The sequence below is a fragment of the Exiguobacterium profundum genome (genome assembly GCF_042652865.1).
GTDB classification, from domain to species: domain Bacteria; phylum Bacillota; class Bacilli; order Exiguobacteriales; family Exiguobacteriaceae; genus Exiguobacterium; species Exiguobacterium profundum.
The window spans coordinates 604,125-631,064 of record NZ_JBHSHG010000001.1 but is presented as its reverse complement, the minus strand read 5'-3'; the positions used below and the strand labels follow the sequence as shown (position 1 = coordinate 631,064).

The 26,940-nt window shown below is 47.4% G+C and carries 28 protein-coding genes and 1 pseudogene; 9 read left to right on the top strand and 20 right to left on the bottom strand.

The window, feature by feature from the left end; translation table 11 throughout:
- Nucleotides 1-53 precede the first annotated feature (53 nt).
- The 10 genes from nrdG to ACFO4U_RS03215 all read right to left on the bottom strand — a co-directional run bounded on the left by nrdG (nucleotide 54) and on the right by ACFO4U_RS03215 (nucleotide 12,894).
- The gene (gene nrdG, locus ACFO4U_RS03260) at nucleotides 54-509 is read right to left on the bottom strand and encodes an anaerobic ribonucleoside-triphosphate reductase activating protein (RefSeq protein ID WP_215244008.1); all 456 of its coding nucleotides are present in this window, start codon (nucleotides 507-509) and stop codon (nucleotides 54-56) included.
- Nucleotides 487-2,337, bottom strand: coding sequence for an anaerobic ribonucleoside triphosphate reductase (locus ACFO4U_RS03255; RefSeq protein WP_215244009.1), 1,851 nt, complete (start codon nucleotides 2,335-2,337; stop codon nucleotides 487-489). Before ACFO4U_RS03255 ends, nrdG begins: the two co-directional genes overlap by 23 nt.
- Nucleotides 2,338-2,528: 191 nt before the next feature.
- Complete coding sequence (locus ACFO4U_RS03250) at nucleotides 2,529-3,359, bottom strand: formate/nitrite transporter family protein (protein ID WP_370568602.1); 831 nt, start codon at nucleotides 3,357-3,359, stop codon at nucleotides 2,529-2,531.
- Nucleotides 3,360-3,936: 577 nt separating this feature from the next.
- Nucleotides 3,937-4,590 (bottom strand): hypothetical protein, encoded by a 654-nt coding sequence (locus tag ACFO4U_RS03245; protein ID WP_214690990.1) that lies wholly within the window; start codon nucleotides 4,588-4,590, stop codon nucleotides 3,937-3,939.
- 660 nt (nucleotides 4,591-5,250) lie between these two features.
- A complete protein-coding gene (locus tag ACFO4U_RS03240) occupies nucleotides 5,251-5,898 on the bottom strand; it encodes a 50S ribosomal protein L25/general stress protein Ctc (RefSeq protein WP_214690991.1) in 648 nt (215 codons plus the stop codon).
- 165 nt (nucleotides 5,899-6,063) lie between these two features.
- Nucleotides 6,064-7,881, bottom strand: coding sequence for a DNA mismatch repair endonuclease MutL (mutL, locus tag ACFO4U_RS03235; RefSeq protein WP_214690992.1), 1,818 nt, complete (start codon nucleotides 7,879-7,881; stop codon nucleotides 6,064-6,066).
- A 4-nt stretch (nucleotides 7,882-7,885) separates the two neighbouring features.
- Entirely contained in the window at nucleotides 7,886-10,414 is a 2,529-nt protein-coding gene (gene mutS, locus ACFO4U_RS03230) for a DNA mismatch repair protein MutS (protein WP_215244010.1), read from the bottom strand.
- Between the two features lie 53 nt (nucleotides 10,415-10,467).
- Entirely contained in the window at nucleotides 10,468-10,899 is a 432-nt protein-coding gene (locus ACFO4U_RS03225; RefSeq protein WP_215244011.1) for a YlbF/YmcA family competence regulator, read from the bottom strand.
- 58 nt (nucleotides 10,900-10,957) lie between these two features.
- Nucleotides 10,958-11,416, bottom strand: a complete 459-nt coding sequence (locus tag ACFO4U_RS03220) for a GNAT family N-acetyltransferase (protein WP_215244012.1) — start codon at nucleotides 11,414-11,416, stop codon at nucleotides 10,958-10,960.
- 11 nt (nucleotides 11,417-11,427) lie between these two features.
- Nucleotides 11,428-12,894, bottom strand: coding sequence for a phytoene desaturase family protein (locus ACFO4U_RS03215; RefSeq protein WP_215244013.1), 1,467 nt, complete (start codon nucleotides 12,892-12,894; stop codon nucleotides 11,428-11,430).
- Between the two features lie 137 nt (nucleotides 12,895-13,031).
- Here ACFO4U_RS03215 and ACFO4U_RS03210 point away from each other — a divergent pair, with 137 nt between their 5' ends.
- The 7 genes from ACFO4U_RS03210 (at nucleotide 13,032) to ACFO4U_RS03180 (ending at nucleotide 17,431) form a co-directional block, all read left to right on the top strand.
- Complete coding sequence (locus ACFO4U_RS03210) at nucleotides 13,032-13,532, top strand: hypothetical protein (RefSeq protein ID WP_159562180.1); 501 nt, start codon at nucleotides 13,032-13,034, stop codon at nucleotides 13,530-13,532.
- Nucleotides 13,525-13,995: an NUDIX hydrolase gene (locus ACFO4U_RS03205; RefSeq protein WP_159562179.1), complete on the top strand. Its 471-nt coding sequence runs from the start codon at nucleotides 13,525-13,527 to the stop codon at nucleotides 13,993-13,995. The genes ACFO4U_RS03210 and ACFO4U_RS03205 overlap by 8 nt, the downstream gene beginning before the upstream one ends.
- The gene (locus ACFO4U_RS03200; RefSeq protein ID WP_074037933.1) at nucleotides 13,992-14,513 is read left to right on the top strand and encodes a DNA topology modulation protein; all 522 of its coding nucleotides are present in this window, start codon (nucleotides 13,992-13,994) and stop codon (nucleotides 14,511-14,513) included. Before ACFO4U_RS03205 ends, ACFO4U_RS03200 begins: the two co-directional genes overlap by 4 nt.
- Nucleotides 14,510-14,860 (top strand): VOC family protein, encoded by a 351-nt coding sequence (locus tag ACFO4U_RS03195; RefSeq protein ID WP_074037131.1) that lies wholly within the window; start codon nucleotides 14,510-14,512, stop codon nucleotides 14,858-14,860. Before ACFO4U_RS03200 ends, ACFO4U_RS03195 begins: the two co-directional genes overlap by 4 nt.
- 160 nt (nucleotides 14,861-15,020) lie before the next feature.
- Complete coding sequence (locus ACFO4U_RS03190; protein WP_260563704.1) at nucleotides 15,021-15,530, top strand: P-loop nucleotide/nucleoside kinase family protein; 510 nt, start codon at nucleotides 15,021-15,023, stop codon at nucleotides 15,528-15,530.
- Nucleotides 15,531-15,653: 123 nt separating this feature from the next.
- Nucleotides 15,654-16,421 (top strand): transporter substrate-binding domain-containing protein, encoded by a 768-nt coding sequence (locus ACFO4U_RS03185; protein WP_147536705.1) that lies wholly within the window; start codon nucleotides 15,654-15,656, stop codon nucleotides 16,419-16,421.
- On the top strand, nucleotides 16,418-17,431 hold the full coding sequence (locus ACFO4U_RS03180) for a pyridoxal phosphate-dependent aminotransferase (RefSeq protein WP_215244015.1): 1,014 nt from the start codon (nucleotides 16,418-16,420) through the stop codon (nucleotides 17,429-17,431). The genes ACFO4U_RS03185 and ACFO4U_RS03180 overlap by 4 nt, the downstream gene beginning before the upstream one ends.
- A 22-nt stretch (nucleotides 17,432-17,453) precedes the next feature.
- On the opposite strand, the gene ACFO4U_RS03175 is transcribed toward ACFO4U_RS03180, so the two are convergent.
- Nucleotides 17,454-18,008, bottom strand: coding sequence for a maltose acetyltransferase domain-containing protein (locus ACFO4U_RS03175; RefSeq protein ID WP_276551138.1), 555 nt, complete (start codon nucleotides 18,006-18,008; stop codon nucleotides 17,454-17,456).
- Between the two features lie 85 nt (nucleotides 18,009-18,093).
- Here ACFO4U_RS03175 and ACFO4U_RS03170 point away from each other — a divergent pair, with 85 nt between their 5' ends.
- Nucleotides 18,094-19,017: a DUF7916 family protein gene (locus tag ACFO4U_RS03170; protein WP_074037136.1), complete on the top strand. Its 924-nt coding sequence runs from the start codon at nucleotides 18,094-18,096 to the stop codon at nucleotides 19,015-19,017.
- A 38-nt stretch (nucleotides 19,018-19,055) separates the two neighbouring features.
- Here the strand turns inward: ACFO4U_RS03170 and hisIE are convergent.
- From hisIE to ACFO4U_RS03125, 9 genes and pseudogenes are all read right to left on the bottom strand, one after another.
- Nucleotides 19,056-19,693, bottom strand: a pseudogene (gene hisIE / locus ACFO4U_RS03165) (bifunctional phosphoribosyl-AMP cyclohydrolase/phosphoribosyl-ATP diphosphatase HisIE).
- Nucleotides 19,642-20,409: an imidazole glycerol phosphate synthase subunit HisF gene (gene hisF / locus ACFO4U_RS03160; RefSeq protein WP_215244017.1), complete on the bottom strand. Its 768-nt coding sequence runs from the start codon at nucleotides 20,407-20,409 to the stop codon at nucleotides 19,642-19,644. The pseudogene hisIE and the gene hisF overlap by 52 nt, the downstream one beginning before the upstream one ends.
- Nucleotides 20,402-21,115, bottom strand: coding sequence for a 1-(5-phosphoribosyl)-5-[(5-phosphoribosylamino)methylideneamino]imidazole-4-carboxamide isomerase (hisA, locus tag ACFO4U_RS03155; RefSeq protein ID WP_031423919.1), 714 nt, complete (start codon nucleotides 21,113-21,115; stop codon nucleotides 20,402-20,404). Before hisA ends, hisF begins: the two co-directional genes overlap by 8 nt.
- Nucleotides 21,093-21,680 (bottom strand): imidazole glycerol phosphate synthase subunit HisH, encoded by a 588-nt coding sequence (gene hisH, locus ACFO4U_RS03150; RefSeq protein ID WP_078146782.1) that lies wholly within the window; start codon nucleotides 21,678-21,680, stop codon nucleotides 21,093-21,095. Before hisH ends, hisA begins: the two co-directional genes overlap by 23 nt.
- Nucleotides 21,677-22,264 (bottom strand): imidazoleglycerol-phosphate dehydratase HisB, encoded by a 588-nt coding sequence (gene hisB / locus ACFO4U_RS03145; protein ID WP_074037141.1) that lies wholly within the window; start codon nucleotides 22,262-22,264, stop codon nucleotides 21,677-21,679. The genes hisH and hisB overlap by 4 nt, the downstream gene beginning before the upstream one ends.
- Entirely contained in the window at nucleotides 22,251-23,267 is a 1,017-nt protein-coding gene (locus tag ACFO4U_RS03140) for a pyridoxal phosphate-dependent aminotransferase (RefSeq protein WP_074037142.1), read from the bottom strand. The genes hisB and ACFO4U_RS03140 overlap by 14 nt, the downstream gene beginning before the upstream one ends.
- Nucleotides 23,264-24,481 (bottom strand): histidinol dehydrogenase, encoded by a 1,218-nt coding sequence (gene hisD / locus ACFO4U_RS03135; RefSeq protein WP_215244018.1) that lies wholly within the window; start codon nucleotides 24,479-24,481, stop codon nucleotides 23,264-23,266. Before hisD ends, ACFO4U_RS03140 begins: the two co-directional genes overlap by 4 nt.
- Entirely contained in the window at nucleotides 24,478-25,086 is a 609-nt protein-coding gene (gene hisG / locus ACFO4U_RS03130; RefSeq protein WP_215244019.1) for an ATP phosphoribosyltransferase, read from the bottom strand. The genes hisD and hisG overlap by 4 nt, the downstream gene beginning before the upstream one ends.
- Nucleotides 25,083-26,006, bottom strand: a complete 924-nt coding sequence (locus ACFO4U_RS03125; protein ID WP_159562165.1) for an ATP phosphoribosyltransferase regulatory subunit — start codon at nucleotides 26,004-26,006, stop codon at nucleotides 25,083-25,085. The genes hisG and ACFO4U_RS03125 overlap by 4 nt, the downstream gene beginning before the upstream one ends.
- Before the next feature lie 110 nt (nucleotides 26,007-26,116).
- Here ACFO4U_RS03125 and hisJ point away from each other — a divergent pair, with 110 nt between their 5' ends.
- Entirely contained in the window at nucleotides 26,117-26,935 is an 819-nt protein-coding gene (gene hisJ / locus ACFO4U_RS03120) for a histidinol-phosphatase HisJ (RefSeq protein WP_074037146.1), read from the top strand.
- The last annotated feature ends 5 nt before the right edge of the window (nucleotides 26,936-26,940 follow it).

Below are 26,940 nucleotides of genomic sequence, written 5' to 3'. Positions count from 1 at the left end.
AAAACTCCCCCTTTTTCATCATTATACAAAAAATCGAGACATCTCTGCCTCGATTATACTTTATTCAAAAAGATGATCCGTTGATTACTCGATCCTCGAAAACGAAGTCCCATATCTCGTAGCGACTGCTCGTAACGACCGTCGACGAGCACATCGGCGTAGTCCAACACGGTTTGAATCGCTTCGTCATGCATCGCTTCCAACTGTTCGATCGTATAACCCGTATACACCCACACATTTTTACCGAGCGACTTACATGCCGTGACGAGTTTTGCTAACGCTGACGATTGAAGAAACGGTTCGCCTCCAGAAATGGTCACCCCGTCCCAACCACTGAGCTTGACGCGCTGAACAAGTTCCTCTACTTCGACATCCTCACCCCCGGTTGGATTCCACGAGGAAGGATTGTGACACCCTTTACAGTGATGCGGACAGCCAGCAGTAAAGATGACCGTCCGAATCCCCGGTCCGTCAACGACGGATTCTTCAACGACGGATAGAATGCGCATCGTGTTTCACCCTCGCCCGCTCTTCTTCTCGCTTCGCCGTATTCCAACGGTCCATCGTCCCGACCAAATAACCGGTGATGCGGCGGATTCGTTCAATGTTTGAATCCTCGCCACACGTCGGACAGGCATCGTCAATCAGTCCTTCAAGCCCGCAATTTCCGCAACGATCGACCGGATGATTGATGGAACCGTAGCCGATATCATGCTGTCGCATCAAGCGGACAATCGATTCCACCGCTTCCGCATTGTGGGCAAGTGACCCATCGACTTCGACATATGAAATATGTCCCGCGTCACACAATGCGTGATACGGTGCCTCGATTCGGATTTTCTCACGAATTGATACAGACTGATAGACCGGCACGTGGAATGAATTTGTATAAAAGGCACGATTAGTGACACCTTCAATCATCCCAAACGTTTCCTGGTCTCGCGTCACAAATTTACCTGACAATCCTTCTGCCGGTGTCGCGAGCAACGAAAAGTTCAAGTCGTACGTTTCGGCTGCCGCACGCATGCGATTGGCCAAATGCGTGACGATGTCAAGACCGAGTCGCTCCGCTTCACGAGACTCAGCATGTGTACCTCCCGTCAACACCTTCAACGTTTCAGCGAGTCCGATGAAACCGAGTGAAAGCGTTCCTTGTTTCAATACGTCTCGGACTTCATCATGAATATGTAACTGCTCACTTCCACGCCAGACACCTTGTGTGTAGAGGAAACGAAATTCTTCAGCGCGACGCGTACATTGATATTCGAAACGCTCGACTAACTGTTCGATCCCGATGTCGACATATCGGTTGAGAATGCTGTAAAAATCCGAGATCGACTCCGAGACAAGTGCCATCTTCACCAAGTTGAGTGTGGAAAAGGAAAGATTGCCACGACCGATCGACGTCTCTTCTCCGTGTCGGTTTCCCATGACCCGAGTGCGGCAACCCATATATGCCACTTCAGATGCATGCGTCCCATCATAGTAAGCGGCATTGAACGGGGCATCGATGAAGGAAAAATTCGGAAATAGCCGTTTTCCTGTGACCCGACACGCTTCACGGAAAAGATCGACGTTCGGATCGTCCTCCCGAAAGTTGATTCCTTCCTTCACTTTAAAGATTTGAATCGGAAAAATCGGAGTCTCCCCGTTCCCTAACCCACGTTCCGTGGCACGAAGTAGCTCTCGAATGAGGATACGTCCCCACTTTGATGTGTCCGTTCCATAATTGATCGAAACGAAAGGCACTTGCCCGCCACCTCGTGAGTGCATCGAGTTCGCATTGTGTATGAACGCCTCACACGCCTGATACGTCGCCGAAATCGTCTCTTCTTCAGCGAGTGTCTCCAATTGCGTTTCTTCCCAGTCAACGGGTAAGGATTGGAGTCGGCTCAGTTGACGCTCATATGTCTTCTCGACATACGGTGCCAAGTCGACGTCAAACATCGGGAACGCCTGCCCTCCGTGTTGCATATTTTGATTCGCTTGAAGGATGATCGATGCGAGTGCCATGGCGGAGCGAATGTCCTTTGGTGACCTGATTGTTCCATGCCCCGTATGGAATCCATCTTTTAATAATTGACCGAGTGGAATTTGACAACATGTCGTCGAGCCTGTGATGTAATAGTCGGCGTCGTGCACATATAAATAGTTATCAGTGACGGCCTGTTTTGGTCGCTCCGACATCAAATACGTCTGCGATAGTTCTTTCGACACTTCCGAAGAGAGTCGTGCTAGTTTCCCGAGCGGGGATTTACCGTCCACGTTCGCATTCTCTTGTACTAAGTCTTGATCTGGTAAGATGCAGACGTCCTCATACAACTGCAGTAATTTCAAAACCCATCACCTCACTATATATGGATTCAAAACAATATTAATCGTTTTAAAAATCCTATATATAGATTATGGCATGTGTTTTTCTCAATGGTCACGAGTCGATATTGTGACAGTTTATGTGTGATCATACGATAAAAAAGAGCCTCGTCTTCGGTAAGACAAGGCTCTACGTTATATGTGACAAACATCATTTATTTAACAGCTTTTACAACTTTTAATTCGACTTCTTCCTCTAATTCTTGTGCTTCACGAAGACCCTTCGAGTTGAGCCACGTATAGATGGCTCCCATGAAGAGCGCTCCACCGATAATGTTACCGAACGTTGCAGGAATCAAGTTGTGGATTGCACCTGCCATGCTGATCGTCTCCGGGTGTGGGACGACGAGCGTCAAGGCGAACAATACGAAGTTGGCGATGACGTGGTCGAATCCTGAAGCGAAGAAGACCGCGACAAGGAAGATCATCGAGAAGATTTGAGCGAACTCATTTTTCATTTGTTTTGGTAAGAAAATAGCGAGACAGACCATCCAGTTACAGAAGATGGCGCGGAAGAAAATTTCGACCGTCGTATGGTGCATTTTCCCCTCAACAACGGAGAACAACCAGTTGTTCATCCCGAGTTCTTGGATGACGCCAGTCGGTGCAAGTAGTAACGCAAATAGGATTCCCCCGAGTGCGTTCCCGACGAAGCAGAGCAACCAGACGAGCATCGTATCACTGAGCGTTGTATAGCCACGAAGTGTCGACGTTGTGAAATACATCGTATTCCCCGTGAACAATTCCGCTCCCCCATAGATGATCATGACGAGCGCGATCCCGAACGAGAAGCCCCCAATGAGTGTCGTGAACGGAGATTCCGCTAAATACATACCGTTGACGACTTTCAACGTGAAGATTGAAGCAAAGCCGATAAAGATCCCGGCTAACATCGCCCGTAAAAAGTATTCCATTGGACGATAATGAATCATTTGCGAGGAAGCCTGTGCTTTTTTCCGTAATGATTCGAGTGCATGGATTTCCATTGATGCCATGTCACAAACCCTTCTTTCTGAATAATTAAATAGGAAAGTATCAGTTCGAATATGTGAAATCATTAACAATATAAACTGTACAGTCTCTGTTGGCAATCACCTCTAGAAGGAATTGACAGAGTGTTCACATCGTAATCGTTTACATGTGGCGGATTTGTGACAAAGAAAAATTCTCCCTATTTTCGGGAGGATAGCATACTTCCACATAATGAAGAAACAGAGTAGTTAACCATCAAAATCAACCGTATTCGGTTCAATTTAATTTCACCAAGCTACATACCGCACGAGATAGAGTCTCGTAATATTTCATCTAAAATAAAAAAAACGGCGCCCAAAACAAAAATGAAATACTTCGATGAGTTTCTCATATAACATTACTTCTCCTTAAAATTCACTATATTTAATTTGAACATAATATGGAAATTTTAAGCTGTTTAAGAGCCATCAAAAAAATCCCTCACTTTGAATTATGTCTCACAATCCATTTTCAGGTAGTCAGAAACATTATTCAACATTTTGAGGGATACTAAGAGTATCGATAGAAATAGTGAACTGTATACTATTTATTTTAGAAGCTATATTTTTTATTATAGGAATCGCTGAATTTTGCTCCTACGCTTTGTCCGCTAATGTTTACTCCTAGTAAATGATATCCTTGAATTTTAATGGATACGCTTCTTTTATTCGCAGAAATGTTTTTAGCAGACGTTGTTTGATGCCAACTTGATGGGAAACCATTACTATTCGACTTTACAGAAGTTATTTTACTGAATTTTTTTGTTGACCCTGAACCAGTATAAGTATACTCGAAATCAATATACATGGTTTGTGGTAACCACAATGAGTACACCCAACGCAATTCTTCAGCAGAGCTCCACTTGATACGATCAGTGCCACTTTTAGAGGCTGCTGCTTTAGCATAAAATGAAGGTGATGCAGAAGGTACAATCCCTAAGCTAAATAATGAATCTTCTTCTTTTTCTCGATTTAATTGATCAACTTCCCAAGCACGTACAGCATTTTCAAAATCCTCATATGAATCAAAGTTAATGCTAGATACTCCTTCAGGTACTTCTTCTGCCTTAACAATTTCTACATGACTACTCTCACTTGAAATTTTGTTGCTCAAATCATCAATATCTCCGCTGGCGGATACAGATTGATTAAATAAGCTAAAAAATAGCGCAGTGGACAGTGTACAAAAAGCAAGTTTGTTCTTCATCACTATAAACTCCCCTTGTTTTTTCCAATTATTTTAGTACAATGTTAGTATAACATAGAAAATAGAAATCAGATGATTAAAATACAAAAAAATCATAAAAAGGATGCGATTCCCAAATGTCAAAAGGTGGTTCCACATTCAACTTTAAGGTATTTTCTCTTAGTTTTATTATTGTAATGATACTTTCTTTCATTCCTCAGATTGGGATTAGAGAAGAGGGACCCTACATATACTATGGATTTCCAGCTCGTTGGTTAGGTAACCTAGGACAAGGAGATTACAGTTTTGAACTATTTGGGTTGCTGTTTAATTTAGCTCTCTTATATTTTTTATTAATATTCATAAAAAAAATAATTGGAGCATTCAAAACAAACTTTAAAATAAATAAGAGAAATGGTTCCAATAGCTAAAAAATGGGTTCCAAAAATGAAAAGCGTGTGCAATTTACAATAATCAGATGTTCCATGTATTGATCCGGGATTATCATTTCTATGGTGAAGAATCATAATATTAGTTGCATCACTCTAAAGCGAACTCAAAAATGCTACATCACTTTCCTCACTTTGATCTAAAAGTATTAAGTTCAGATTCGTTTGGACAATAAAACAAAGGAGCATCACCCCATCTAGGGATGATGCTCCTTTTTTATAATCGAATTGCTTATTCTTTATCCTCAGTCGATTCTTCAGCTTCTTCAGAAGAAGCTTCTGATGCTTCCCCTTCAGTTGAACCTTCTTCCGATTCTTCGTCTTCAACTTCTGCAACCGGCTCATTCACAGAGGCGATGTGCATATCTGGTTCCGAGACGATCGTGTACGAGCTGTCTTCTGGAAGATCCGCTACGGTCACCGAATCGCCGATTCCAAGCTCTGATACATCGAGTTCGATACGTTCAGGGATGTTGGCCGGTGTCGCAGCGACCGTCACTTTATAAAGTGACTGGGCAAGATATCCGCCTTCTTTGACGCCTTTCGCGTCGCCAACAAGGACGATATCCGCTTCGACTTCTGTCTCTTCATCCATCTTCACGGCCATGAATTCGACGTGCTGATAGAAGTTTGTGAACGGGTCCGTTTCCGATCCGTGCACGAGCGTGTTGATTTTATTTCCATCGTAATGGAGTTCAATCAAGGCATTGTCACCGTGGTCTCGAAGAATTTTACGAAGGTCCATCTCGTCAAATACGATTGGCGTGCTGTCTACTTTGTAGCCGTAGACGACGCCTAACGCTTTTCCTTCCTTACGCAACTTCGTGCGCAGTGACCGTGGGCGTAATTCTCGTTTTGATACTTGAAGTTTGTTCGTCATTTTCTTTTCCTCCTACATGGATATACATTTCATGTCGACATCTTGAGGGTGAGGCAGTGAAAAAGCCACCTCTCAACCTCGATGCGTTGAGTGACATGTGTATAGTTTTCCCATGAGGACTCGTAAATAAACGTTACATCGTGTTAAAACAAGGTAACAAGACGATTACATAACGCGTTTAAATAACTTTTCAAGCTCATACGTGCTCCATTTCACAAGAATCGGTCGCCCGTGCGGACACGTAAACGGAGACGTCGTACGACTCAAATCATCAATCAATTGTCGCATCATCTCCATATTGAGTGGATGATTCGCTTTGATCGATCGTTTACACGCCATAAGGATCGATGCTTCTTCTCGATATTTCGCAATGTCGATTGATCGCTGTTGAATGGCCATCTCCACTAGATCACGAATCGTGCCTTCTAAGTCATGTTGCGGATACCATGTCGGAATCTCACGGACAAGGAACGTGTTACCCCCAAACGGCTCTAACGTGATGCCTGCATCCGCTAGAAGCGGGAGCACTTCTTCGATAGCGAGCGTCTCTTCTTGCGTGAACTCTAACGTCAGCGGAATCAACAGAAGCTGATACTCTTTTTCTGGACGTCCTAACTGCTCATAAAACAACTCATACTTGATGCGTTCCTGGGCAGCATGTTGGTCCATTACGTACATCCCGTCTTCCGCTCCACAGATGATATAACTTGAATGCAGTTGTCCGATGACGTCTAACGCCGGTAAACGCTCCGACTGATGTACAGGCTTTTCGACCTGTTTTGGTTCAATCATCTCTGGCTCCGGTTCATGAACGAGCGGCGCCGGATTCCACTGGGAAGGAGACGTGAGCGACTCTTTTCGCTCCCGAGGAATCGGATAGTTCCACTCGACGGTGTCTGCTTGTTTAGGTTGCGGCTCCATCGAAAAGTCGAGCTTCGACTGTTCGGACGGTGTCACACGTTTCGGCTTCGGCTCTTGTTTCACAGACGGAATGAGACGTTGCTCCCGGAGCGTCAATTGAACGGTCTCTCGAATGAGCTGGCACAATTCTTTTTCTTTCGACAAGCGTACTTCACGTTTCGTTGGATGGACGTTCACGTCAATCAACATCGGGTCCATCTTCACTTCGAGCACGGCAATCGGATAACGACCGATTGGTAAGAGCGTATGATAGCCCTCGAGCACGCTTTGGGTCAGCGCAAAGTTCTTGATGCTTCGACCGTTTAAGATGAGGGTCACATATTGTTTGTTCGAACGGGTCACTTCCGGGCGCACGAGATGCGCGCTCAGTGTATAGTCGTTCGTCTTGCTCGACGCCGTGACGATTTGTGCGGCGACTTGGCGACCATAGATGGCGAGCATAACTTGTTTCAAGTCCCCATTCCCGTTCGTTCGCAACAGTTCTTTCTCTTCATGAAAGACGGTGAAGCGAATTTCCGGATGGGACAGCGCCAAACGGTTCAACGTATCGGTAATGCTCGCAAGTTCTGTCGCCGATGTCTTCAAATATTTCAGACGGGCCGGTGTGTTGAAGAAGAGCTGACTGACCGCGATTTCGGTCCCGACATTCGTCGCCGCCGGATTCGTCTCTTTGACGACACCGCCTTCGAGCGTCATCTCAAAACCATCCTCATCTGCTCGCTTCGACTTCAACGAGACGTGACTGACCGACGCGATCGAGGCGAGTGCCTCACCGCGGAAACCGAGCGTCCGAATCCGGAACAAGTCGTGCTCGTCCCGAATCTTACTCGTCGCATGTCGCAAGAAGGCTCGCGCCGCGTCTTCTTCATGGAACCCATGCCCGTTGTCACGGACTTTGATGAGACGGATGCCCGCCTCTTGTAAGTTGACATCCACTTTCGTCGCTCCCGCATCAATGGCATTTTCGACTAATTCTTTGACGACGGAAGCCGGTCGTTCGACGACCTCCCCGGCTGCGATTCGGTTCGCGAGTTGTTCAGGTAACTCTCGAATGATTCCCATCGACTCACCCTTTCTTTGCGGTCTGTTGCAGTTCATACAGCGCCTGCATCGCTTCGATTGGATTCATTGCCAACAAATCGAGTTTGAGCAGCTGTTCTCGAACGGCGTCATTCGACTCGAACAGCGACAACTGGCTGACTTCTTCCACTGAAGGTGGAGCAGGTTGCTCGTTCAAACTCGGTTTCGTTGCTTCCGACTCGAGTTCTGACAGAATCGTCCGGGCCCGGTCAATCAATGAATCCGGAAGTTCAGCCAATTCCGCCACATGAATCCCGTATGATTTGTCGGCACGTCCTGGGTGTACCTCATGGAGGAAGACGACTCGCCCATCCCGCTCAATCGCCCGGACATGAACATTCTCAAGTGTCGGAATCGAATCTTCGAGCACTGTCAGTTCATGATAGTGCGTCGAGAAGAGTGTCTTCGCGCCGATTGACGAGGCGATATATTCAACAATCGCCTGTGCGAGCGCCATTCCGTCATACGTCGACGTTCCGCGACCAATCTCATCTAATAGAATCAGACTATGGTTCGTTGCCTCGGTGACGGCTTGTCGCGTCTCGGTCATCTCGACCATGAACGTCGACTGTCCGCTCACCAAATCGTCCGCCGCACCGATCCGTGTAAAGATGCGGTCAAAGAGCGGGAGTTCCGCAGCTTCTGCCGGGACGAATGAACCGATTTGATGAAGGATTGCAATTAAGGCAAATTGACGCATATACGTCGATTTACCGGACATGTTCGGTCCGGTGATGAGCAACATTTGACGTGTGTCGTCAAGCGTCAAGTCATTGGCGACATACTCACCTCGCGGCAAGACCGTCTCAATGACAGGGTGTCGTCCGCGTTCGATTTGTACATGCTTCGCTGTAACCGGACGCACATACTCCCGTTTCTCGGCCACGACGGCAAGGGCGAGGAGGACATCCAACTCGCTGAGTGAACGGGCCAATTGTTGAAGGTCCTTCGTGTACGTCTTCACTTCTTCGCGGAGCGCGACAAACAAGTCATATTCAAGCGTACAGCTCTTCTCTTCCGCTCCTAAGATGAGCGCTTCCTTCTCTTTCAGCTCTGGAGTGATGTATCGTTCCGCATTCGTCAACGTCTGCTTCCGCTCATAACGCCCTTCTTCGAGCAACTTCGCATTTGCTTTCGTCACTTCCAAGTAGTAACCGAATACGCGGTTATACCCGACCTTCAACGACTTGATGCCGGTCGCGATGCGTTCCTGTTGCTCGAGGTTGGCAATCCACGATTTCCCGTTCGCTTTCGCTTCTAACAGTTCGTCGAGCTCTTCCGAATATCCGTGACGAATCATCCCACCTTCTTTCGTCGAGATGGGAGGTGAATCGACGAGGGCAGCCCGAAGCTGTTCACTCAACGTCTCGAACGAGTCGAGATTTTGTTCGATTTGCTGCAAGCGATCAGCTTTCACCGTTTGTAAGAGTGACCGGACAGAAGGCATCCGCTCGAGTGTGTCGCGTAATTGGACAAGGTCTCGCGCATTCGCCGTCCCGTACCCGACTTTCGCGACAAGCCGTTCGATATCGTAGACTCGCTTTAACTCCTCTTGTAGTTGATCGCGCAACATGAAGTCGTCCACTAAGTTCTCTATGGCGTCCTGTCGCTCTCTGATGCCTTGCTCCGTATAAAGTGGCTGTTCAAGCCAACGTTTCAACAATCGACCGCCCATCGCCGTCGTCGTCTCATCGAGGAGAGAAAGGAGTGACCCTTTCCGTTCCCCGGAACGAGCCGAACGGAACAATTCAAGATTTCGGGCCGTATTGGCGTCAAGTTGCATGTGTTGTTCAACTTCATAGGCGACTGCTGGTTGCAAGTGGTCAAGTGAACGTTTCTGTGTTTTCGTCAAATAGGCAAACAGCAATTCAAATGCCGAGCGTTGTGCCTCATCTTTTGCACCTTGTGCGAGTGGACTATTCCGCTTGTCCACTTGAATCGAAAGTGGGATCCCGGTCTGTCGCAATAAATCAGCGAGTCGTTCATCCTCGACGATGACCTCGTTCGGAAGCAATCCTTCGATTTCTCGTAACACAGCTTCTTCTGACGAGAGTGTCGTCAACCATGATTCACCGGTCGTGACGTCACCGCGAGCAATTCCGAATCGCCCTGCGACGTCCGAGATGGCGACGAGATATCGGTTTTCTTTTTCACTGAGTGACGCCATGTATGTACCCGGCGTGATCACTTGGATGACTTCCCGCTTCACGAGTCCCTTCGTCGCTTTCGGGTCTTCTGTCTGTTCACAGATGGCGACGTTAAATCCTTTTTCAATCAATTGTTCAATGTAGATTGCTGCGGAATGATGCGGAACGCCACACATCGGGATTGGATGCTCGGCCTGCTTTCCGTTTTTAGAAGTGAGCGTGAGCTCTAACTCTTTTGCAACAATTTGTGCATCTTCAAAAAACAACTCGTAAAAGTCGCCGAGTCGATAGAATAAAAAGGCGTCCTGATAGTCGGCCTTGATAGAGAAATATTGTTTCATCATTGGTGTCTGATGGACTTCTTGCATGTTGATTCACCTCTAGAAAGTACAACAGCTGACCATCGGCCAGCTGTGTCGTTTTAGTATCCGCAGCCGCCGCGTGCTTGTTCAGCCGCCATGCCGCTCCCTGTCTTTCCTGCAAGGACGTCACCGTCCGTCGATTCGATGATACGGTCCGTCACGGAGTTCGCGAGCGTCACCGTCACGTATTGAAGCAAATCGTTCACTTCGACTTGAGTTTCCTGGAACGCTTGAACGACCGGAATTGAATCGAGTTCTTCCATCGCTTTATCAATCTTTTGCTCGACTTTCGCAAGTGCTTCCGTCTTGCCATAGTGCTTACAGTTGACGGCTTCTTTTTGTAAGAACTTGATTCGTTTAATCAAAGTCTGTACGCGGTCACTTCCGTTTACTTTCGCTTCCGCTTCTTTGAAGCGCGCCACTTCTGGTGTTTGTGCTAATAAATCTGCCAATTCTCTTGCTTTTGCAATTACTTGTTGATCGGTCACCATTGTAAACCCCTTTATGTCTATAATGTAATCGTGCTCAAAAGCACGTGAATGTTCTTTCTCATTCTAACATGAACGATTCCGAAACGGTACTAGCGGGATTCGTTGATTCACGTAACATATCGACATGTGGAATACTATCTTCTTGATACACATCACTCGTCCGTTTGAAGCCAAACGAGGCATAAAAAGGTTCCACATACGTCTGCGCTTGCAGGTATAACGTCTCATGTCCAAAATCTTTGATTGCCGCATCCATCAAGAGGCGGGAATACCCTTTCCCTCGATGCGTCGCTTTCGTGACGACACGTCCGATGGCGACCGGAGATGCTTCCGTCAATACGCGAAGGGCGGAGACAATCTCTCCATCTTCTTCAATCCAATAATGGATGGCTTGTTCATCTTTTCCATCGATTTCTTGATACGGACAGTTTTGTTCGACGACGAAAATCTCAGTTCGTAACGCCAGTAAGCGATACAACTCAATCGTTGTCAGTTCATCAAATGCTTTTTTCTTCATCATTATTCCCCCTAATCAATCGTCACCCCGAGTGCTCGAGCGACATGTAATCCGCTCGTCATCGCGCCAATCGTCCCCGCTCCTGGAAATACGGTATCCCCGCACACAAAAAAGTTCGGCAAGTCGGTGCGATAACTCGCAGCGCGAAAGAGCGCCTGGCTAGGAGTCTGCGCATAACCTCCGACTGCCCCATGCGGTCGCTTCGTGTACTTTACCCATGCCCCGGGTGCACCGGGAAGGAGAAGTGACGACTCGCGATTCCACGCAGGAAATGCAGTCGCGACAACGTCGACGAGACGATTGGTCCAATCTTTTTCTAGTTTCTCATATGCCGCCCGGTCTTTCCAATCTTGCCATTCCGATAAATCGATATGTGTAGATACCGTGATGGTTCGTTCCGGTCGTTCTGTCCGTAACACGTCGTCTGGCGCGGACATGGAAATGAACGCATGCCCGCTCGGTAATCGCTCGTGATAGATTTGTTGAAACAGCGGTTTCTGTCGACACACATCCTCAGGTAAGACGAGGTACAGACTGAACGTGCCCCATTGTGACTGCTTCAACTGTCTGCGATACTGTCGTTTGAAGCGTCGTTGTTCCTGTCCTCTCAGAAGTTCGCTCGTCCGCTCGATCGGAATGGCGGAAACAATGACATCGACTAGTTCAAGTCGTCCTCTTCGATCGGTGATGAGCCATCCATCCGTCACCTGTTCGATGGATTGGACGTCCCTCCCTAATTTCGTTTCGCCATCAAATGCTCGAACGGCGCGCTCTAACGCATGAGCCAATTGATATAGTCCACCTTCAACATAGTACGCTCCCTCGTGATAGACCGACAGTGCCACTGCACCAAGTAAATGACTCGCTTCTTTCGCACCGGTCTGCAAACTGTCGAGCAGAACGCCATCGATAAATCGCTCGAACATTGTACCGCTTAGTCCATGACGGGCCAACGTGTCGCCGAGTGGACGCTGGAGTTTCATTAGCGCTGTGATTTGATTCGGCCGGAATCCTTTTAGTGCATAGATCATATCCGAGACCGTGCGAAGTGGAAGAGCGGGCAACTGCTGAAACAACGGACGAATCTTCTCAAAATCGCCCCACACTTCACGATAGAATGCATGAATCGCCTGACTGTTCTCAGGGAAAGTGCGACTAAGCTCTTCGAGTAGATGTTTGCGGTCGCGATAGTAAGTGACGGTGACGTCAGGCAGTTGAATGTCCATCACCTCGTCCAGTAACGTCACCTCGACCGATTCGCCCAATTTCTGAAGAACCCGCTGATGGACCCCTCCTCGTTCGAATCCCATACCGAGCGTTGCCCCTGCAGGAAACAAATAGTCACCCCGTTGAAACTTGCCGGCACACCCACCCCATTCACGCGATGCTTCTAATACAATCACATCATGCCCTTTCTGCTGCGCGAGCGCAGCTGCCGTCAATCCCGCAACGCCTCCACCAATGACCCCGATTTTCATGAACATCCCTCCTCTCTGTATCATACCCGCTCCTTTACAAAATTGAAGAAATGAATCGGTTTTAGAGATTCGGGATGTCTTTTAAAGGGTTCCCATTCTCTTATGCAGAAATAGTTTACATCTAAAAAGGTAAGGTGATGAAAATGCGTAGTCGTGTCATGGTCTATTTGTTGATTCCCATCCTCATTTTTATTGGTATACTGATTACCCCGCCTTCCGAGGAATCGCTCAAACTCGCGACGATGACCGTCGTCAGCATTCAAGAGATGATTCCTTACGAAAAAGAGTATACGGCACAAAAAGTGCTAGAAGAACGAACCCTGGACGACAAATCAGCCATCATAGAAGAATGGCGTCTCGAACAAGGGGCGAGAACGTCTTATAGTTATGTGCTCAGACTGAGAGGATTTGAACATGTGACACAGATTGATGCAGGGGCAGCCAACACGAGATCGGACGGCTATTACGCTATGCAGGCGCATAGCCCGATCTTTGAGACGGATAAACCGGTATCGACAGACTATCCAATTGTCGTGTTCAGTTCGGAACAACGTCTTGTTATCGGACAGATGGATGTCCGGGTCATTTACGAAGAGGACGGTCAATTGAAGAAATGGATTGTATTGGAGGATGAATAAGTTGAAAAATTATATACATTCGATGAGAGAGCTCATCGGTAACCGTCCGTTCATTATGGTCGGTGCTGCAGTAGCTGTACAAAATGATAATCAAGAATTTTTATTTCAACTAAGGAAAGATACAAAGGAATGGGGACTTCCTGGAGGGGCGATGGAACCTGGAGAAACAATTGAACAAACAGCACAAAGAGAGTTGTATGAAGAAACGGGTCTCTCTTCCAACCAATTAACTCTAATCTCAGTTTTCTCTGGCCCTGATTTTTTCTTTGAATATCCAAATGGCGATCAAGTACATAATGTTACCCATTTATTCATCACTGACACAGTGACGGGCACGTTATGTTTAACCGATGATGAAGGAATAGATTTAAAATATTTTTCACTACAAAATCTACCAGAAAACATGGATGCACGGGCAAAGTTAATCTTATCGAGTCCATCAATGAAAGAAGTGACTATATGAAACGCATCATGATCATCGGTTCTGGCGGTGCGGGGAAATCAACACTCGCCCGTCAACTAGGTGAACGATTACATCTCGATGTCTATCATTTGGACGCTCTCATGTGGAGACCGGGATGGGTGATGGCACCGAGAGAAGAACGAATCGACATCCAACAACAACTCGTGAAGAAGGATGAATGGATTATCGATGGAAATTTCGGGAATACCCTTGATTTACGACTACAGGCAGCGGACACTGTCATTTTAATCGATCTTCCACGCATCGTCTGTATATATCGCGTCCTCAAGCGAGTTGTCCGATATCGTGGTACGACACGACCTGATATGGGTGCATCCTGTGAGGAAAAACTCGATTTCGCATTTCTGAAGTGGGTTTGGAATTTTCCTGACATTCAAAAGCCAGAGATGGTCAAACGAATCAAACAATATTCTCACGAGAAACAGATCATCGTCTTAAAATCTCGGAAAGATGTTGAAAACTTCATTCATCAAATGAAAAGGCAGGAGTTTCTATGAACCCTATCCTTCACAAAATCGGTACCATTTTCATTCCGGTAAGTGATATTCAAAAAGCGCGTGACTGGTATTGTGATTTATTTGATCTTTCAACAAAAGGAGAGATCTTATTCGACCATTTATATGTCATTCCATTAGAGGGTACGAACCTCGTTTTAGATAGTAAAATCTACTCAAAAGAGAACATCATCCAGACACCGCTGTTTCACTTAAATACGCACGATATTCATCAAGCTTATTCTTATATGACTCAACACGACATTGAGGTCATCACACCCATCGAGCACGAACATTGGTTCAATTTTAAAGATCTTGATGGAAATGTCATCATGGTATGCAAATGCTAACATCGGATCAAACCTTTAACTAACTTTATCAGGTTATTCAGGTCGATTGTATCGAAGACTATCTTAAGGAAATGAGCCATTTTAACAAGTAAATCAAGTTGTATAAGTAATAAGATTTGCTCCTACTTAGATGTGAGGTGATCATCTGTTTTTTCTTCAAATGTCTGGAACACCTGGATCAGGAAAATCCACATTGGCTAAGCGTATCATCCAACACGTACCCGCAGTCATCATCGATCATGATGTTTCAAAGACCGCCCTACTCCATACGCTTCATATTGGCAATTTCTCGGATGGAGAAATCGGGAAGATGGCTTATGATGTCGATTGGTCGCTCGTCGAGTATCACCTATCACTTGGACAAAACGTCATTCTCGACAGTCCATGTCTCTATGATGAAATGCTCGATAAAGGGATAGCGATTGCCACCAAGTACGGAGCGACTTACCGTTATATCGAGTGTCGTCATGAAAATTACGAAGAAATTAACACACGACTTCGAAACCGTGTCAGACGACCGAGTCAAATTGATCAAGTTTCGTATGAGAATTGGTCTAAGATGAATGAACACTGCAAACGGCCTACTAACCATTCTTACTTACAAACCTATACGATGGACAATCGAGAAATTCCGATTGAGCGAATTATGTCGTATCTGTTGAAAAACTAAGAAGAGAACGCTTTCAGATAGAAAGTGCTTCTCTTTATAATAATTTTGTATATTTATGCTTTACAATTAATAATCATACATATACACTTAGTCTCATCTACAACAGGGAGGCATTATACACTTATGAAAAAATGGTTATTAGCAGGTACACTTATGATGAGCGCAGTATTACTCGGTGCATGTAGTCAAGAGACAGAAGGTGAAGCGACAGAACAAAAAACGCTCGTCATGGGGACGAGCGCCGATTACTTCCCATATGAATTCGTTGATACGGCAAACGGGGATGCGATTGTCGGATTTGATATTGAAATCGCGGAGACGATTACAGAACGCCTCGGTTACGAATTGAAGATTGAAGATATGGACTTCGGTAGCTTACTCGGAGCCCTCAATAGCGGGCGTGTCGACTTCGTCATGGCCGGGATGACGCCAACAGAAGAGCGTAAAGAGAATGCCGATTTCTCAGACATCTATCTATCCGCGACAAACTTGATCATGACAAAAGACGAGTCACTTCAGGCAATCGAAGATTTGTCTAGTAAGAAAATCGGTGTCCAAACGGCTTCGATTCAAGAAAATATCGCTAAAGAACAAGCACCTGACGCTGAACTCGTATCCTTGAACAAGATCCCTGAAATCGTTCAAGAGTTGAACACAGGTCGAATCGATGCAATGGTCATCGAAGACACGGTCGCACAAAAGTATTTAGACCAAGATGACAGCTTCTATACATTCGCTTTGAAAGAGGATGGCGAAAAAGGATCAGCTGCTGCCTTCAAATTAGATGATGAGTTACGCGACCAGTTCAACGAAGAGTTGAACAAGATGATGGAGTCTGGCGAAATCGATGAATTGGTGAAAAAATGGTTCTCGATGGAGCCAACTGAATGAGACAAGTCGAGCTACCGATTTATCCCGTCGTTTATCCGACGGGACATCGGTTAAACCAAAATGAAAGTCAATTCCCGTTACCTGACCGCATCAAGAATCAGCTTGATTCGTTGACGTATCATGACTTACACGAATATCCGGTCGAACCGATCAATGAATTGTTCGAACGCTACGCTGCGTACGTTGGCGTCACACCCGAGCAATTACTCGTCGGTTGTGGGAGTGATGAGATGATTCATGTCGTGACGCAAGCATTGCTCGCACCACATGACATCGTCTTGTCTCCGGCACCTGACTTTTCGATGTATCCCATCTTCACGACCATCGCACACGGTCATCATGTTCAAGCCGTTGATTTATCGTATGAGGGAATTCTAGAGGCGATTGAGACGCATCATCCAAAACTTCTTCTCCTATCGAATCCGAACAATCCAACCGGAAAGCTGTGGACCGTAGAAGAGTTGACGCATCTCGCCTCACTCGTACCGTACCTCGTGGTGGATGAGGCGTACATGGACTTCACACCGAATGACAGCATGATCCCGTTTATTGCGAAGCATCCGAATCTCATCGTCCTCCGTACGATGTCAAAAGCGTTCGGATTGGCAAACGTACGAATTGGATTCATGGTGACAAACACCGAACTCGCACACTATTTCCGTCAATTCATCCCACCATTTAATATCAGCGGGGTGAGTGCAAAAATTTGCAACATCTTCTTAAAAGATGCGACTTATCTTCAAGAATCAATCAAATGGCATGACCAGATGCGGCAAAAGTGGGCACTAGCCTTTGAATCCATCGGTCATGTCCTCCCTGCATCGACAAACTTCTTGTATATCGAGTTAGAACAACCTGAAGCAGTGTGGGCCCATTTGACCGACTTGAACATACACACGTCGAAACAACCTACGGGGATTCGGGTGACGATTGGTGATGAGACGGCGCTTCATCTTGCATATACAGCTATTCAGAAATACAAGCAATCAAGTCATGTCAAAAACTCCTGAACCACGCGTTCAGGAGTTTTTGTCAGTCGATCGTCTTGATCACACGTGCCGGATTTCCTCCGACGACTGTTCGAGAAGGCACATCTTTTGTGACGACCGCACCGGATGCGACGACGGCCTCATCCCCAATCGTCACACCGGGATTGATAATCGTCCCTCCACCGATCCACACGCGGTCGCCGATGGTCACCGGCTTCCCGAACTCATATCCTGAGATCCGATCGATCGGATCGATCGGATGTGTCGCCGTATAAATATGTACACCCGGTGCGAGCATGCAGTCATCCCCAAACGTGATGGGGCAAATGTCTAGGAAGACACAGTCAAAATTCGCATAGAATCGATCTCCTAAGTGGATGTTATACCCATAATCACATTTGAAGTTCGGCTCGATATAATATGACCCTTTCGTCGATCCGAGTAACGCACCAAGAATCTCTTTTCGTTCTTCCAAATCATCGATTCCAGAACGATTGAATTGTTCAGTTAATCTCCGGGCATGCTTCCGATCTGCAACGAGCGTTTCATCACCAGCTAAATACAGTTCACCACGAATCATCTTTTCTTTTTCCGACATCATAATCCCTCCTTAAAATTAGTATAGAGGATTTTTCAAGGGTTTAGGGAATAGAGACAAGGATGAGCAGAAGGAGGCAGATCACATGAAACGAATACTGGAATGTCGAGCAAGTGATTTTATCACGTTTAATCGTCAAGATTTAATCGATTCGATTCGAAAAGCAGAAGGTCGAACGGTCATGGCCGAGGTCATCCCGACGGTGCAGCCGTTGTATCCAGAAGTGACAAACGCAGAACTAGCACGAGCATTCGGTGTCGACTTGATTTTATTGAACATGATCGATGTGTTTCATCCTTACATTAAAGGACTTGAAAGTCATGCATTATTCGGGGAGATGCCGGGTGATGAGATGAGCGATCATCCGATTCTCGAACTAAAACGACTGATTGGATTGCCAGTTGGAGTCAACTTGGAACCTGTTGATTTTTCAGAGAAGTCGTCCGAGATGAATGAAGTAAAACGAGGCAGACTCGCTTCAATCGAAGCGTTCCAAAAAGCATCGGAGCTCGGGTTTGACTTCGTCTGTTTGACAGGCAATCCGAATACCGGGGTCACGAATGAAGCAATCGAACAAGCAATCATCCAAGCACGTCGTGAATTCGCAGGGGTCATCATTGCCGGGAAAATGCATCAAGCCGGTGCAGGCAATGTGTTAGACCGCGACGCGTATATCCGCTTCGTCGAAGCTGGCGCAGATATCATCCTCCTTCCGGCTCCAGGCACTGTACCTGGCGTCCGTGAAGAATCGTTTCACGAACTCGTTCAGGAATTGCAAGTGCTCGGCGCTCTCACGTTAGCGGCGATTGGAACGTCACAAGAAGGCGCAGATGTCGAGACCGTTCGGGAAATCGCACTCTCTTCAAAACGAGGCGGAGCAGATATCGTGCATATAGGTGACGCCGGACTGTCCGGAATTGCCGTACCAGAGAACATTCAGGCACTATCCATTGCGATTCGCGGACGACGCCATACGTACATTCGCATGGCCGCCTCGGTCAATCGGTAACATAAAAGAGGAAGGAGCGCGTCTCCTTCCTCTTTTATTTACCATTCCGTGACGTCGCGACGTGGTTTCGCCGGTGTGGTAGTACCGTGACGCTTGGCGAGTAACGCTTCCACATCCTCTAAACGAACACCTTTGGCTGCTAACAAGACGAGTAAGTGATACAGAAGGTCGGCTGACTCTTCAACCAAGTCTTCATCCGTCATAGCAGCAATGACGACCTCAAACGCTTCTTCCCCGAACTTTTTCGCGATTTTTTCAACGCCTTGTTCCAATAAATAAGTCGTATACGAACCTTCTTTCGGTTCATTTTTTCTAGATTGAATCAATTGTTCCAATTCATGAATCATACGTTCACCTCCGTAAAGAAACAGCTTCGATTACCGGTATGACACGTCGGGCCATTCGCATGAACACGAACGAGAAGCGCATCCTGGTCACAGTCGATGTGGATGCTGACGACGTCCAGTGTATTTCCGCTCGTCTCCCCTTTCATCCAAAGCCGACCTTTTGAACGAGACCAGAACGTGACGACCCGTTCACGAAGCGTCTGTCGGATTGCCTCATCATTCATATATCCGAGCATGAGGACCGCCCCGTCGTCGTCTGAGACGATGATGGCGGGAATCAGTCCATTTTCGTCGAAACGAACCGCATCGGCAAGTTGTGACTCGTGCATACGTGCTTCACCTCTTCTACTGTCGTTTTTCGGTCATGTAAGATGGATGCAAGTAATGCGGCATCGACTTTCTCAAGCGCTTCGACTACGTGCTCGGCATTGCCTGCCCCACCGGATGCGATAATCGGAATGTCGACGACTTCACGAAGTTGTTCTAAAATCGCAAGGTCATAACCGCTCTGCTTTCCATCTTGGTTCATGGACGTGACAAGAAGTTCACCCGCCCCGAGCGCGGCCACTTGTTTCGCCCATTCGACCGCCAACAGGTCCGTTTTCTGTTTTCCACCATATGTGTACACATAATATTCGCCATCTTTAAACTTTACGTCGATTGCGACGACGATACATTGCGAACCGAAACGATCGGCCGCTTCACGAATGAGACTTGGGGATTCTACAGCGAGCGTGTTCAACGATACTTTATCCGCCCCTGCTTTTAATAGTGACGAGATATCCTCGAGTGAACGAATCCCGCCACCGACCGTCAGCGGGATGAATACTTTCCGCGCCACCGCACTGACGACATCGAGCATCGTCTGGCGACGTTCCGTACTTGCCGTGATATCGAGAAATACAAGTTCATCGGCTCCGGACTCATCGTAATATTTCGCGATTTCGACCGGATCACCGATGTCTCGTAGTTGTACGAACTCAATCCCTTTGACGACACGACCTTCTTTCACGTCAAGACATGGAATAATTCTGCGTTTAAGCATAACGCGCCTCCCATTCAATCAGTTCTTCGATACTCACCTTACCGGACAGGAGTGCTTTCCCGACGACAGCCTCATCAATTTTCGCCATCTTCAGCTCCTTCACGTCCTCTTCAGTCGTCACACCGCCTGAGGCGATCAATGTGACGTTGACGATTTGACGTAACGCCTTCATGCGAGAAACGTTCGGTCCATTCAGTTTCCCATCGGATCCGATATCGGTATATAGAATCGTCTCGATCCCCCGTTTGACAAGGTCTTGTGCGACCGAGATGTCATCGAGTTTTGTCGCTTCCTGCCATCCGTTAATGGCGACCTTCCCGTCATAGGCATCGAGTGCAACAGCGATTCGTTTGCCATACTTTTCAATCGCCTTGTCTAGAAAGTCAGGATCCGTAAACGCCTTCGTCCCTAAAAGGACGCGATCCGCACCGGTTTCCATCACAGCATCAAGTGCGGCTTCTGAACGAATTCCTCCTCCTGTTTGGACAAGGAACCCTAGAGACTTCGCATAGCGGACAACGTCTAAATGACGCGGTTCACCTGCCTTGGCCCCTTCTAAATCAATCAAGTGAATCATCGGGACCTTCCCTTGCCACGCTTTTAATAATTCATACGGATCTCCGTATTGTTCTTCCGTAGAAAAATCACCTTCCGTCAAACGGACGATCTTGCCTCCAATCAAATCAATGGCGGGTAGTAATCTCACGCTCGACCGCCTCCTTCCATTCTTGAAGTAAGCTGAGACCAAATGTCCCGCTCTTTTCCGGGTGGAACTGCATGCCCGTCACGAGCCCTTTTTGAACGATTGCCGGAACTTTCTCACCCATATAATCAGCTGCCGCCACGATGTAATCGTCGGCCGTCACGGCATGGTAAGAGTGGACAAAATAGACATCCTCATCGCGAAGGATCGAGTTCCATCCGACGTGTGGGAGACGCTTCGCTCGCATCCGTTCGACCGTTCCCGGAATCAACCCGAGACCTTTTGTCGGCATACCTTCCGTGCTCGAATCAAACAAGAGCTGCATCCCAAGACAGATCCCTAAAAATGGCTTTTCCGTCGCCATCTGTTGCAATAGTGGGATAAGACCCGTCTGTTCGAGCGATTGCATCGCTTGCGGGAAGGCACCGACCCCAGGAAGTAAAACGGCATCCGCCTCTTCAATTTGATTTGCATCGTTCGTGATCACGACGTAGCAACCGATGGCTTGTAATGCACGTTCGACGTTAAATACGTTTCCCATACCATAATCGATGACCGCTACTTTCATCCTTCGATCCATCCTTTCGTAGAAGGGAGACGGTTCGTCCCATCGCTAGAGACCGCTTCGGCAAGCGCTCGTCCGAACGCTTTGAACAACCCTTCAATCATGTGATGTGAGTTCGACCCGTACAGAACAGAAAGGTGCAGTGTGAGTCGACCATTCATGGCAACGGCACGGAAAAATTCCTCAGCGAGTTCGGTATCAAAATCACCAAGCTTCGGATTGCGAATATCCGCTTGATAGACGAGAAATGGGCGTCCTGACACATCAATGACCGCTCGCGCTAGCGTCTCATCCATTGGCATGTAACTCGACCCGTAGCGGCGAATTCCGACTTTATCCCCGAGTGACTTGGAGATGAGCTGACCGAGTGCGATCCCGACATCCTCGACCGTATGGTGGGCATCGACCCACGTATCGCCTTCGACTTTCACGTCTAAATCCATCTGACTGTGAAAAGCGAGCAACGTCAACATGTGATCGAAGAAGCCGACCCCCGTTTGAATGGAGCTTTCACCCGTTCCGTCTAGATTTAATCGAATGTCAATTTTCGTTTCTTTCGTTTCACGTTTTAGTTCAGCTGTTCTCAACAGAATTCACCTCTTCAATCGTTTGTCGGATCAAGGCATACGCCTCGTCTGTCCCTGCACTGACACGTAGTCCATCGGGAAAAGCACGTACATGGACCCCTTTATCAAGGAAGCGGGATGCCCATCCTTCACTATCATCCGTTTTGACATAAATGAAGTTGGCACGGCTCGGTAAAATCTCACCGACTGGTCGTAACAACTCCGTTAACTTCTCACGTTGCGCCGTATGGAACTGAATCGACTCTTGAATATAAGATTCATCTCGTAAGACGACGTTGGCGACAGCGGCACTGAGTCCACTGACATTGAATGGCGAACGGAAGCGGTCAATCTGTTCGATGATTTCTTCAGATGCAATCATGAAACCAATCCGGAGGTTCGCTAGACCGAACGCCTTCGATAACGTCCGTAAGATGATGACGTTCGGATATTCGTTCAAGCGAGACACAAATGAGTTCTTCATTGTGAAATCAATATACGCTTCATCCACGACGAGGTACGGTACACGTGTCGCAATGTCAGACAATTCGTCTAGTGTCCACATCTTTCCGGTCGGGTTATTCGGATTCGAAATCAAGACGAGTTTAGGGTCTGTTGTTCGAATGACTTCAGCCAACGTCTCGTAACGCAAACCCTGTTCGTCCGGTTGTGTGAAATGCCCTCTGGCAATTTGTGTATAGATGCCATACATCGAAAAGTCTGGGGCCGGTGCGACCACACGGTCTTCCGTATCCAAAATCGCCTGACTCAAGATGGCCAATAGCTCATCGCTCCCGCTGCCGACCATGAGTTGCGTCGGCTCGACTCCCGCATAGTCAGCATAGCTCGCTTTTAAAGCGAGCAATTCTTCGACTGGGTAACGGCTGAGTGCCTCGAGTGATACGTCTCGAATAGCTCGTTCGAGACGTTCTGGTAACGGATATTGGCTTTCATTTTGATTGAGCGCATATCCCGAAGCGGCATGAGGTACATAGCGTGGGATATTTTGATAATTTCGTCTCATATGTCCTCCATCCGAACAGCCATCGCACGGGCGTGTCCTTCTAATTGTTCTTGTTTGGCGATTCGAATCGCTGCCTTTGTAATCGTCTCATCAAGTTCTGTCATCTCAAGGAACGTCTGACGGCGATAAAAATCATCGACCGATAGTCCACTAGAGAAGCGGGCCGTCCCGCTCGTCGGCAAGACGTGGTTCGGTCCAGCGATATAGTCTCCAAATGCTTCGGCTGCCTCATGTCCGAGGAAGAACGAACCACCGTGACGGATTGCCCGCATCAACGCCTCAGGATCTTTGACGGCCAACTGGACGTGCTCCGCGGCCATCGTATTCGCGTACTCGATCGCATCCTCGATTGTCCGGTACAAGACGCCGCCACGCTTCAACGATTCTCTCGCAATGTCTTGGCGTGGTAATAGCACTAATTGTCGCTCAAGTTCTTGCTCGATTTGGTTGCGGAGTGTTTCTGACGTGACAAGCGCAATCGCAGTCGCCTCGACGTCATGTTCCGCTTGTGCGAGCAGGTCGGCGGCAACCCACTTCGGGTTCGCCGTCTCATCGGCAATGATCAACACTTCGGATGGTCCGGCGACGGAGTCGATACCGACGATGTGTGAGACGAGAGCCTTCGCCGTCGCGACATATGCATTTCCTGGGCCGACAATCTTGTCAACTTGACGAATCGTTTCTGTCCCGTATGCGAGTGCTGCCACGGCTTGGGCCCCACCGACCAGAAAACATTCATCGGCACCTGCAATTTTTGCTGCAATCAAAAGGGAAATGTCAATCCCATCTGCTTTTGGTGGGGTGACCATGACGACTCTTTTGACGCCAGCTACTTTCGCCGGAATGATGTTCATGAGGACGCTCGACGGATAGACGGCAGTCCCACCCGGTACATAAACTCCGACCGAATCAAGTGGCATATAGCGTCTCCCAAGGCGGAACATCGTATCTTCGAACACATCGTCTTGTCGGACTTGACGCGCGTGAAATGCACGAATCCGTTCCGCCGCTAATGTAAGCGCCTCTGTCAATTCAGCATATGCGACTGGCGGATTAAAGCTGGCCAAATCGACCGATTCAATTCGGTCGACCCCGTCGAATTGTTTCGTCCACTCAAGCAGCGCTTCGTCTCCGCGGGCCTCGATCGATTCCACGATCGGTTTCACGGCTTCGGCCCAAGCTTCGCGCCTTGAGCGATTCGTTTCTGTACTCATGCGTTCTCCTCCTGACTCATCTTTCGAATCCAGGCCTTCAATTCGTCAGGCTGTTCCGCTAAAGCTGTCTCACTCGTGATGAATTTTGCATTGATTGAAAAAATCGTCTCGTATTCTTCCAAGTCGTTTGCAGCCAACGTCGCGCCTGTCTCGACGATGTCGACGATGCAATCAGCGAGTCCCGTTAACGGAGCCAGTTCGACCGACCCGTTCAACGCGATGACTTCTACGTTTTGTCGCTTCGATGCAAAGTGTGATATGGCGATATTCGGATATTTACTCGCCACTTTCAATTTCTTTGTGCCGTTGCGTCGAACTTTTGGACCACAGACGGCCATTCGACAGCGACCGAACGGTAAATCGACGACTTCGAGTACGCCTGGCGTTTTTTCTCGTAAAATATCACCGCCGACAATGCCAACATCTGCCGCTCCATGCATCACATATTTATAGACGTCGTCCCCTTTGACGAAAATGAATTCATGATTTCCTGCTTGTACCGTCAACTCACGTCCCCGCTTCTCTGGCCATACGGGTAAGTCACGTTCGACAAAAAATTGACGGGCTGCTTTTTCAATCCGACCTTTCGCGACCGCTACTTTCATTTGATCACCTCATCTAACTGTTCTAAATCGAGCGACATGCCGAACGCTCGTCTCGAGTGTCCAAAATGTCCATACAGTGAATCATATCGTCCTCCTGAAAGGACACGCTTGCCTTCAACACTTCCCGTCACGGTCAATCCTGAATAGTAATCAAAGTCTCCCGTTTGACCGAAATCGTAAGACACCTCTAATCCGATAGTACGTAAGTGTTGCACCGCCTCGTCCACTTCACCGATGGCTTCTTTTAAAGACTCTGGTGCCTCAGACCGTAATTCTTCGAGTGCAGAATTCCCAATTAAAAAGGGCAGCTTCGCAATCAACGGATAGCGATACGTCTCTGCTAATTCACGTAATGATTCTAAGTTTCGAAGTGCTAAGATTTTTCGGAATGTCCGTTCCTGAATCCCTGTCTCTTTCGCGATGAGCGAGATGACGGCTGCTGACCCAATTTTGATGGTCAAACGTTCGGTAGGCAGGACTCCTTCCGTCATATCGAGAAAGGACTCAATCAGATGACTGTCCTTCTCTTCGCCATCGACCCATTCGAGTCCAAGCTGTTGCCGTTCATGGGGTTGCCCGGAATGTTTGACTGTCCGACGATAGACGGCACCAGCGTAAGCGACACGCATCGGTTCATGACCGTCTGCTAACTTTCTTGCGATTTGTAGTGTATAGTCAGGGCGCATGACGAGAAGTTCCCCGTCGTTCCCGAACAATCGATAATAGGCTGACTCGTCAAAGAGCGCTAAATTTTGATAATGTGAATAGTATTCGAGAAGCGGTGGATCGATGACTGCGTAGCCGCTCGACTCTGCCTTCTCTAAAAATGACAACATCCATCGTTTTGGACGGATGACATCTCCTGATTGAAGTTCATACCAGCCTTCTGGAATCGAACCTTTTGAATTTGACCAAATCATCATAACCACCCTTTATCTTGTTATCACTTTACCAAACTAAAGTATTATGTTAAATTTATCAAACAGATAAACACCTGTCAACCAAATGAACTGAAAAGGACGTGTAATCGATGTTTAACTTTACCCACGATGGCCATGTGCATACCCCTTTTTGTCCACACGGTACAAATGACCCGATTGAACACTATATTCAAGTCGGGATCGAAAAAGGCCTGCAAACGATGACGTTCACAGAACATGCGCCTTTCCCCCCATCGTTCACCGACCCGGTCCCGAATCAAGACTCGGCGATGTCGATTGATCTACTTCCAGAATACCTCGATACGTTGCATCAGATGAAACAGCAGTATCAAGCGGTTATCGACATTAAAGTTGGATTAGAAGTCGACTTATTGCCTCATTTAGAGAAAGAGACCATTGCCTTACTCAAGCCTTTCGCACCATTGATTGATGAAGTCATTTTATCGCAGCATTTCCTATATAGAGATGGCGCCTATATGCCGATTGATTATTCTGCCGAGACGTTTGATGAACTCATCAAAGCGTTTGGCTCATTCGAGAGCGTAATGAGAGCTTATTATGAGTCGATTGAACAGGGTCTCTCATTTTCGTGGGAAGACATCCGTGTCGCTCGTATCGGACACCTCGATCTCCCGATAAAGTATCAAAGAAACTATGAATGGGACCGCTCAAAAGTAAAAGAGGAAGAAATACGTCTGTTACAGATGATTGCCGACCGGGGATTCGGACTTGACTTCAACACGGCCGGACTCAGAAAACCGGATTGTGGGGTACCTTACGTCGCCGGACTTGCAAAATCCGCGAACGACCTGCACATCCCGTTCACGATGGGTTCGGATGCGCACCTCGCTCAAGATGTGGCGGCTGGATTCGACTTCATTGAACAAAAAAAAGCCACGTTCCTATGAACGTG

What these genes read in the sequence shown, in the direction of transcription:
- ACFO4U_RS03185 (WP_147536705.1), top strand. Translation starts at nt 15,654, where the DNA reads ATGAAAAAATGGTTATTAGCAGGTACACTTATGATGAGCGCAGTATTA.
- ACFO4U_RS03200 (WP_074037933.1), top strand. Translation starts at nt 13,992, where the DNA reads ATGAAACGCATCATGATCATCGGTTCTGGCGGTGCGGGGAAATCAACA.
- nrdG (WP_215244008.1), bottom strand. Translation starts at nt 509, where the DNA reads ATGCGCATTCTATCCGTCGTTGAAGAATCCGTCGTTGACGGACCGGGG.
- hisH (WP_078146782.1), bottom strand. Translation starts at nt 21,680, where the DNA reads ATGAAAGTAGCGGTCATCGATTATGGTATGGGAAACGTATTTAACGTC.
- ACFO4U_RS03175 (WP_276551138.1), bottom strand. Translation starts at nt 18,008, where the DNA reads ATGTCGGAAAAAGAAAAGATGATTCGTGGTGAACTGTATTTAGCTGGT.
- ACFO4U_RS03180 (WP_215244015.1), top strand. Translation starts at nt 16,418, where the DNA reads ATGAGACAAGTCGAGCTACCGATTTATCCCGTCGTTTATCCGACGGGA.
- hisF (WP_215244017.1), bottom strand. Translation starts at nt 20,409, where the DNA reads ATGCTTAAACGCAGAATTATTCCATGTCTTGACGTGAAAGAAGGTCGT.
- ACFO4U_RS03220 (WP_215244012.1), bottom strand. Translation starts at nt 11,416, where the DNA reads ATGAAGAAAAAAGCATTTGATGAACTGACAACGATTGAGTTGTATCGC.
- mutL (WP_214690992.1), bottom strand. Translation starts at nt 7,881, where the DNA reads ATGGGAATCATTCGAGAGTTACCTGAACAACTCGCGAACCGAATCGCA.
- ACFO4U_RS03190 (WP_260563704.1), top strand. Translation starts at nt 15,021, where the DNA reads ATGTCTGGAACACCTGGATCAGGAAAATCCACATTGGCTAAGCGTATC.
- ACFO4U_RS03240 (WP_214690991.1), bottom strand. Translation starts at nt 5,898, where the DNA reads ATGACGAACAAACTTCAAGTATCAAAACGAGAATTACGCCCACGGTCA.
- ACFO4U_RS03225 (WP_215244011.1), bottom strand. Translation starts at nt 10,899, where the DNA reads ATGGTGACCGATCAACAAGTAATTGCAAAAGCAAGAGAATTGGCAGAT.
- mutS (WP_215244010.1), bottom strand. Translation starts at nt 10,414, where the DNA reads ATGCAAGAAGTCCATCAGACACCAATGATGAAACAATATTTCTCTATC.
- hisJ (WP_074037146.1), top strand. Translation starts at nt 26,117, where the DNA reads ATGTTTAACTTTACCCACGATGGCCATGTGCATACCCCTTTTTGTCCA.
- ACFO4U_RS03210 (WP_159562180.1), top strand. Translation starts at nt 13,032, where the DNA reads ATGAAAATGCGTAGTCGTGTCATGGTCTATTTGTTGATTCCCATCCTC.
- ACFO4U_RS03215 (WP_215244013.1), bottom strand. Translation starts at nt 12,894, where the DNA reads ATGAAAATCGGGGTCATTGGTGGAGGCGTTGCGGGATTGACGGCAGCT.
- ACFO4U_RS03125 (WP_159562165.1), bottom strand. Translation starts at nt 26,006, where the DNA reads ATGATTTGGTCAAATTCAAAAGGTTCGATTCCAGAAGGCTGGTATGAA.
- ACFO4U_RS03140 (WP_074037142.1), bottom strand. Translation starts at nt 23,267, where the DNA reads ATGAGACGAAATTATCAAAATATCCCACGCTATGTACCTCATGCCGCT.
- ACFO4U_RS03250 (WP_370568602.1), bottom strand. Translation starts at nt 3,359, where the DNA reads ATGGAAATCCATGCACTCGAATCATTACGGAAAAAAGCACAGGCTTCC.
- hisD (WP_215244018.1), bottom strand. Translation starts at nt 24,481, where the DNA reads ATGAGTACAGAAACGAATCGCTCAAGGCGCGAAGCTTGGGCCGAAGCC.
- ACFO4U_RS03170 (WP_074037136.1), top strand. Translation starts at nt 18,094, where the DNA reads ATGAAACGAATACTGGAATGTCGAGCAAGTGATTTTATCACGTTTAAT.
- ACFO4U_RS03245 (WP_214690990.1), bottom strand. Translation starts at nt 4,590, where the DNA reads ATGAAGAACAAACTTGCTTTTTGTACACTGTCCACTGCGCTATTTTTT.
- ACFO4U_RS03205 (WP_159562179.1), top strand. Translation starts at nt 13,525, where the DNA reads ATGAATAAGTTGAAAAATTATATACATTCGATGAGAGAGCTCATCGGT.
- hisG (WP_215244019.1), bottom strand. Translation starts at nt 25,086, where the DNA reads ATGAAAGTAGCGGTCGCGAAAGGTCGGATTGAAAAAGCAGCCCGTCAA.
- ACFO4U_RS03195 (WP_074037131.1), top strand. Translation starts at nt 14,510, where the DNA reads ATGAACCCTATCCTTCACAAAATCGGTACCATTTTCATTCCGGTAAGT.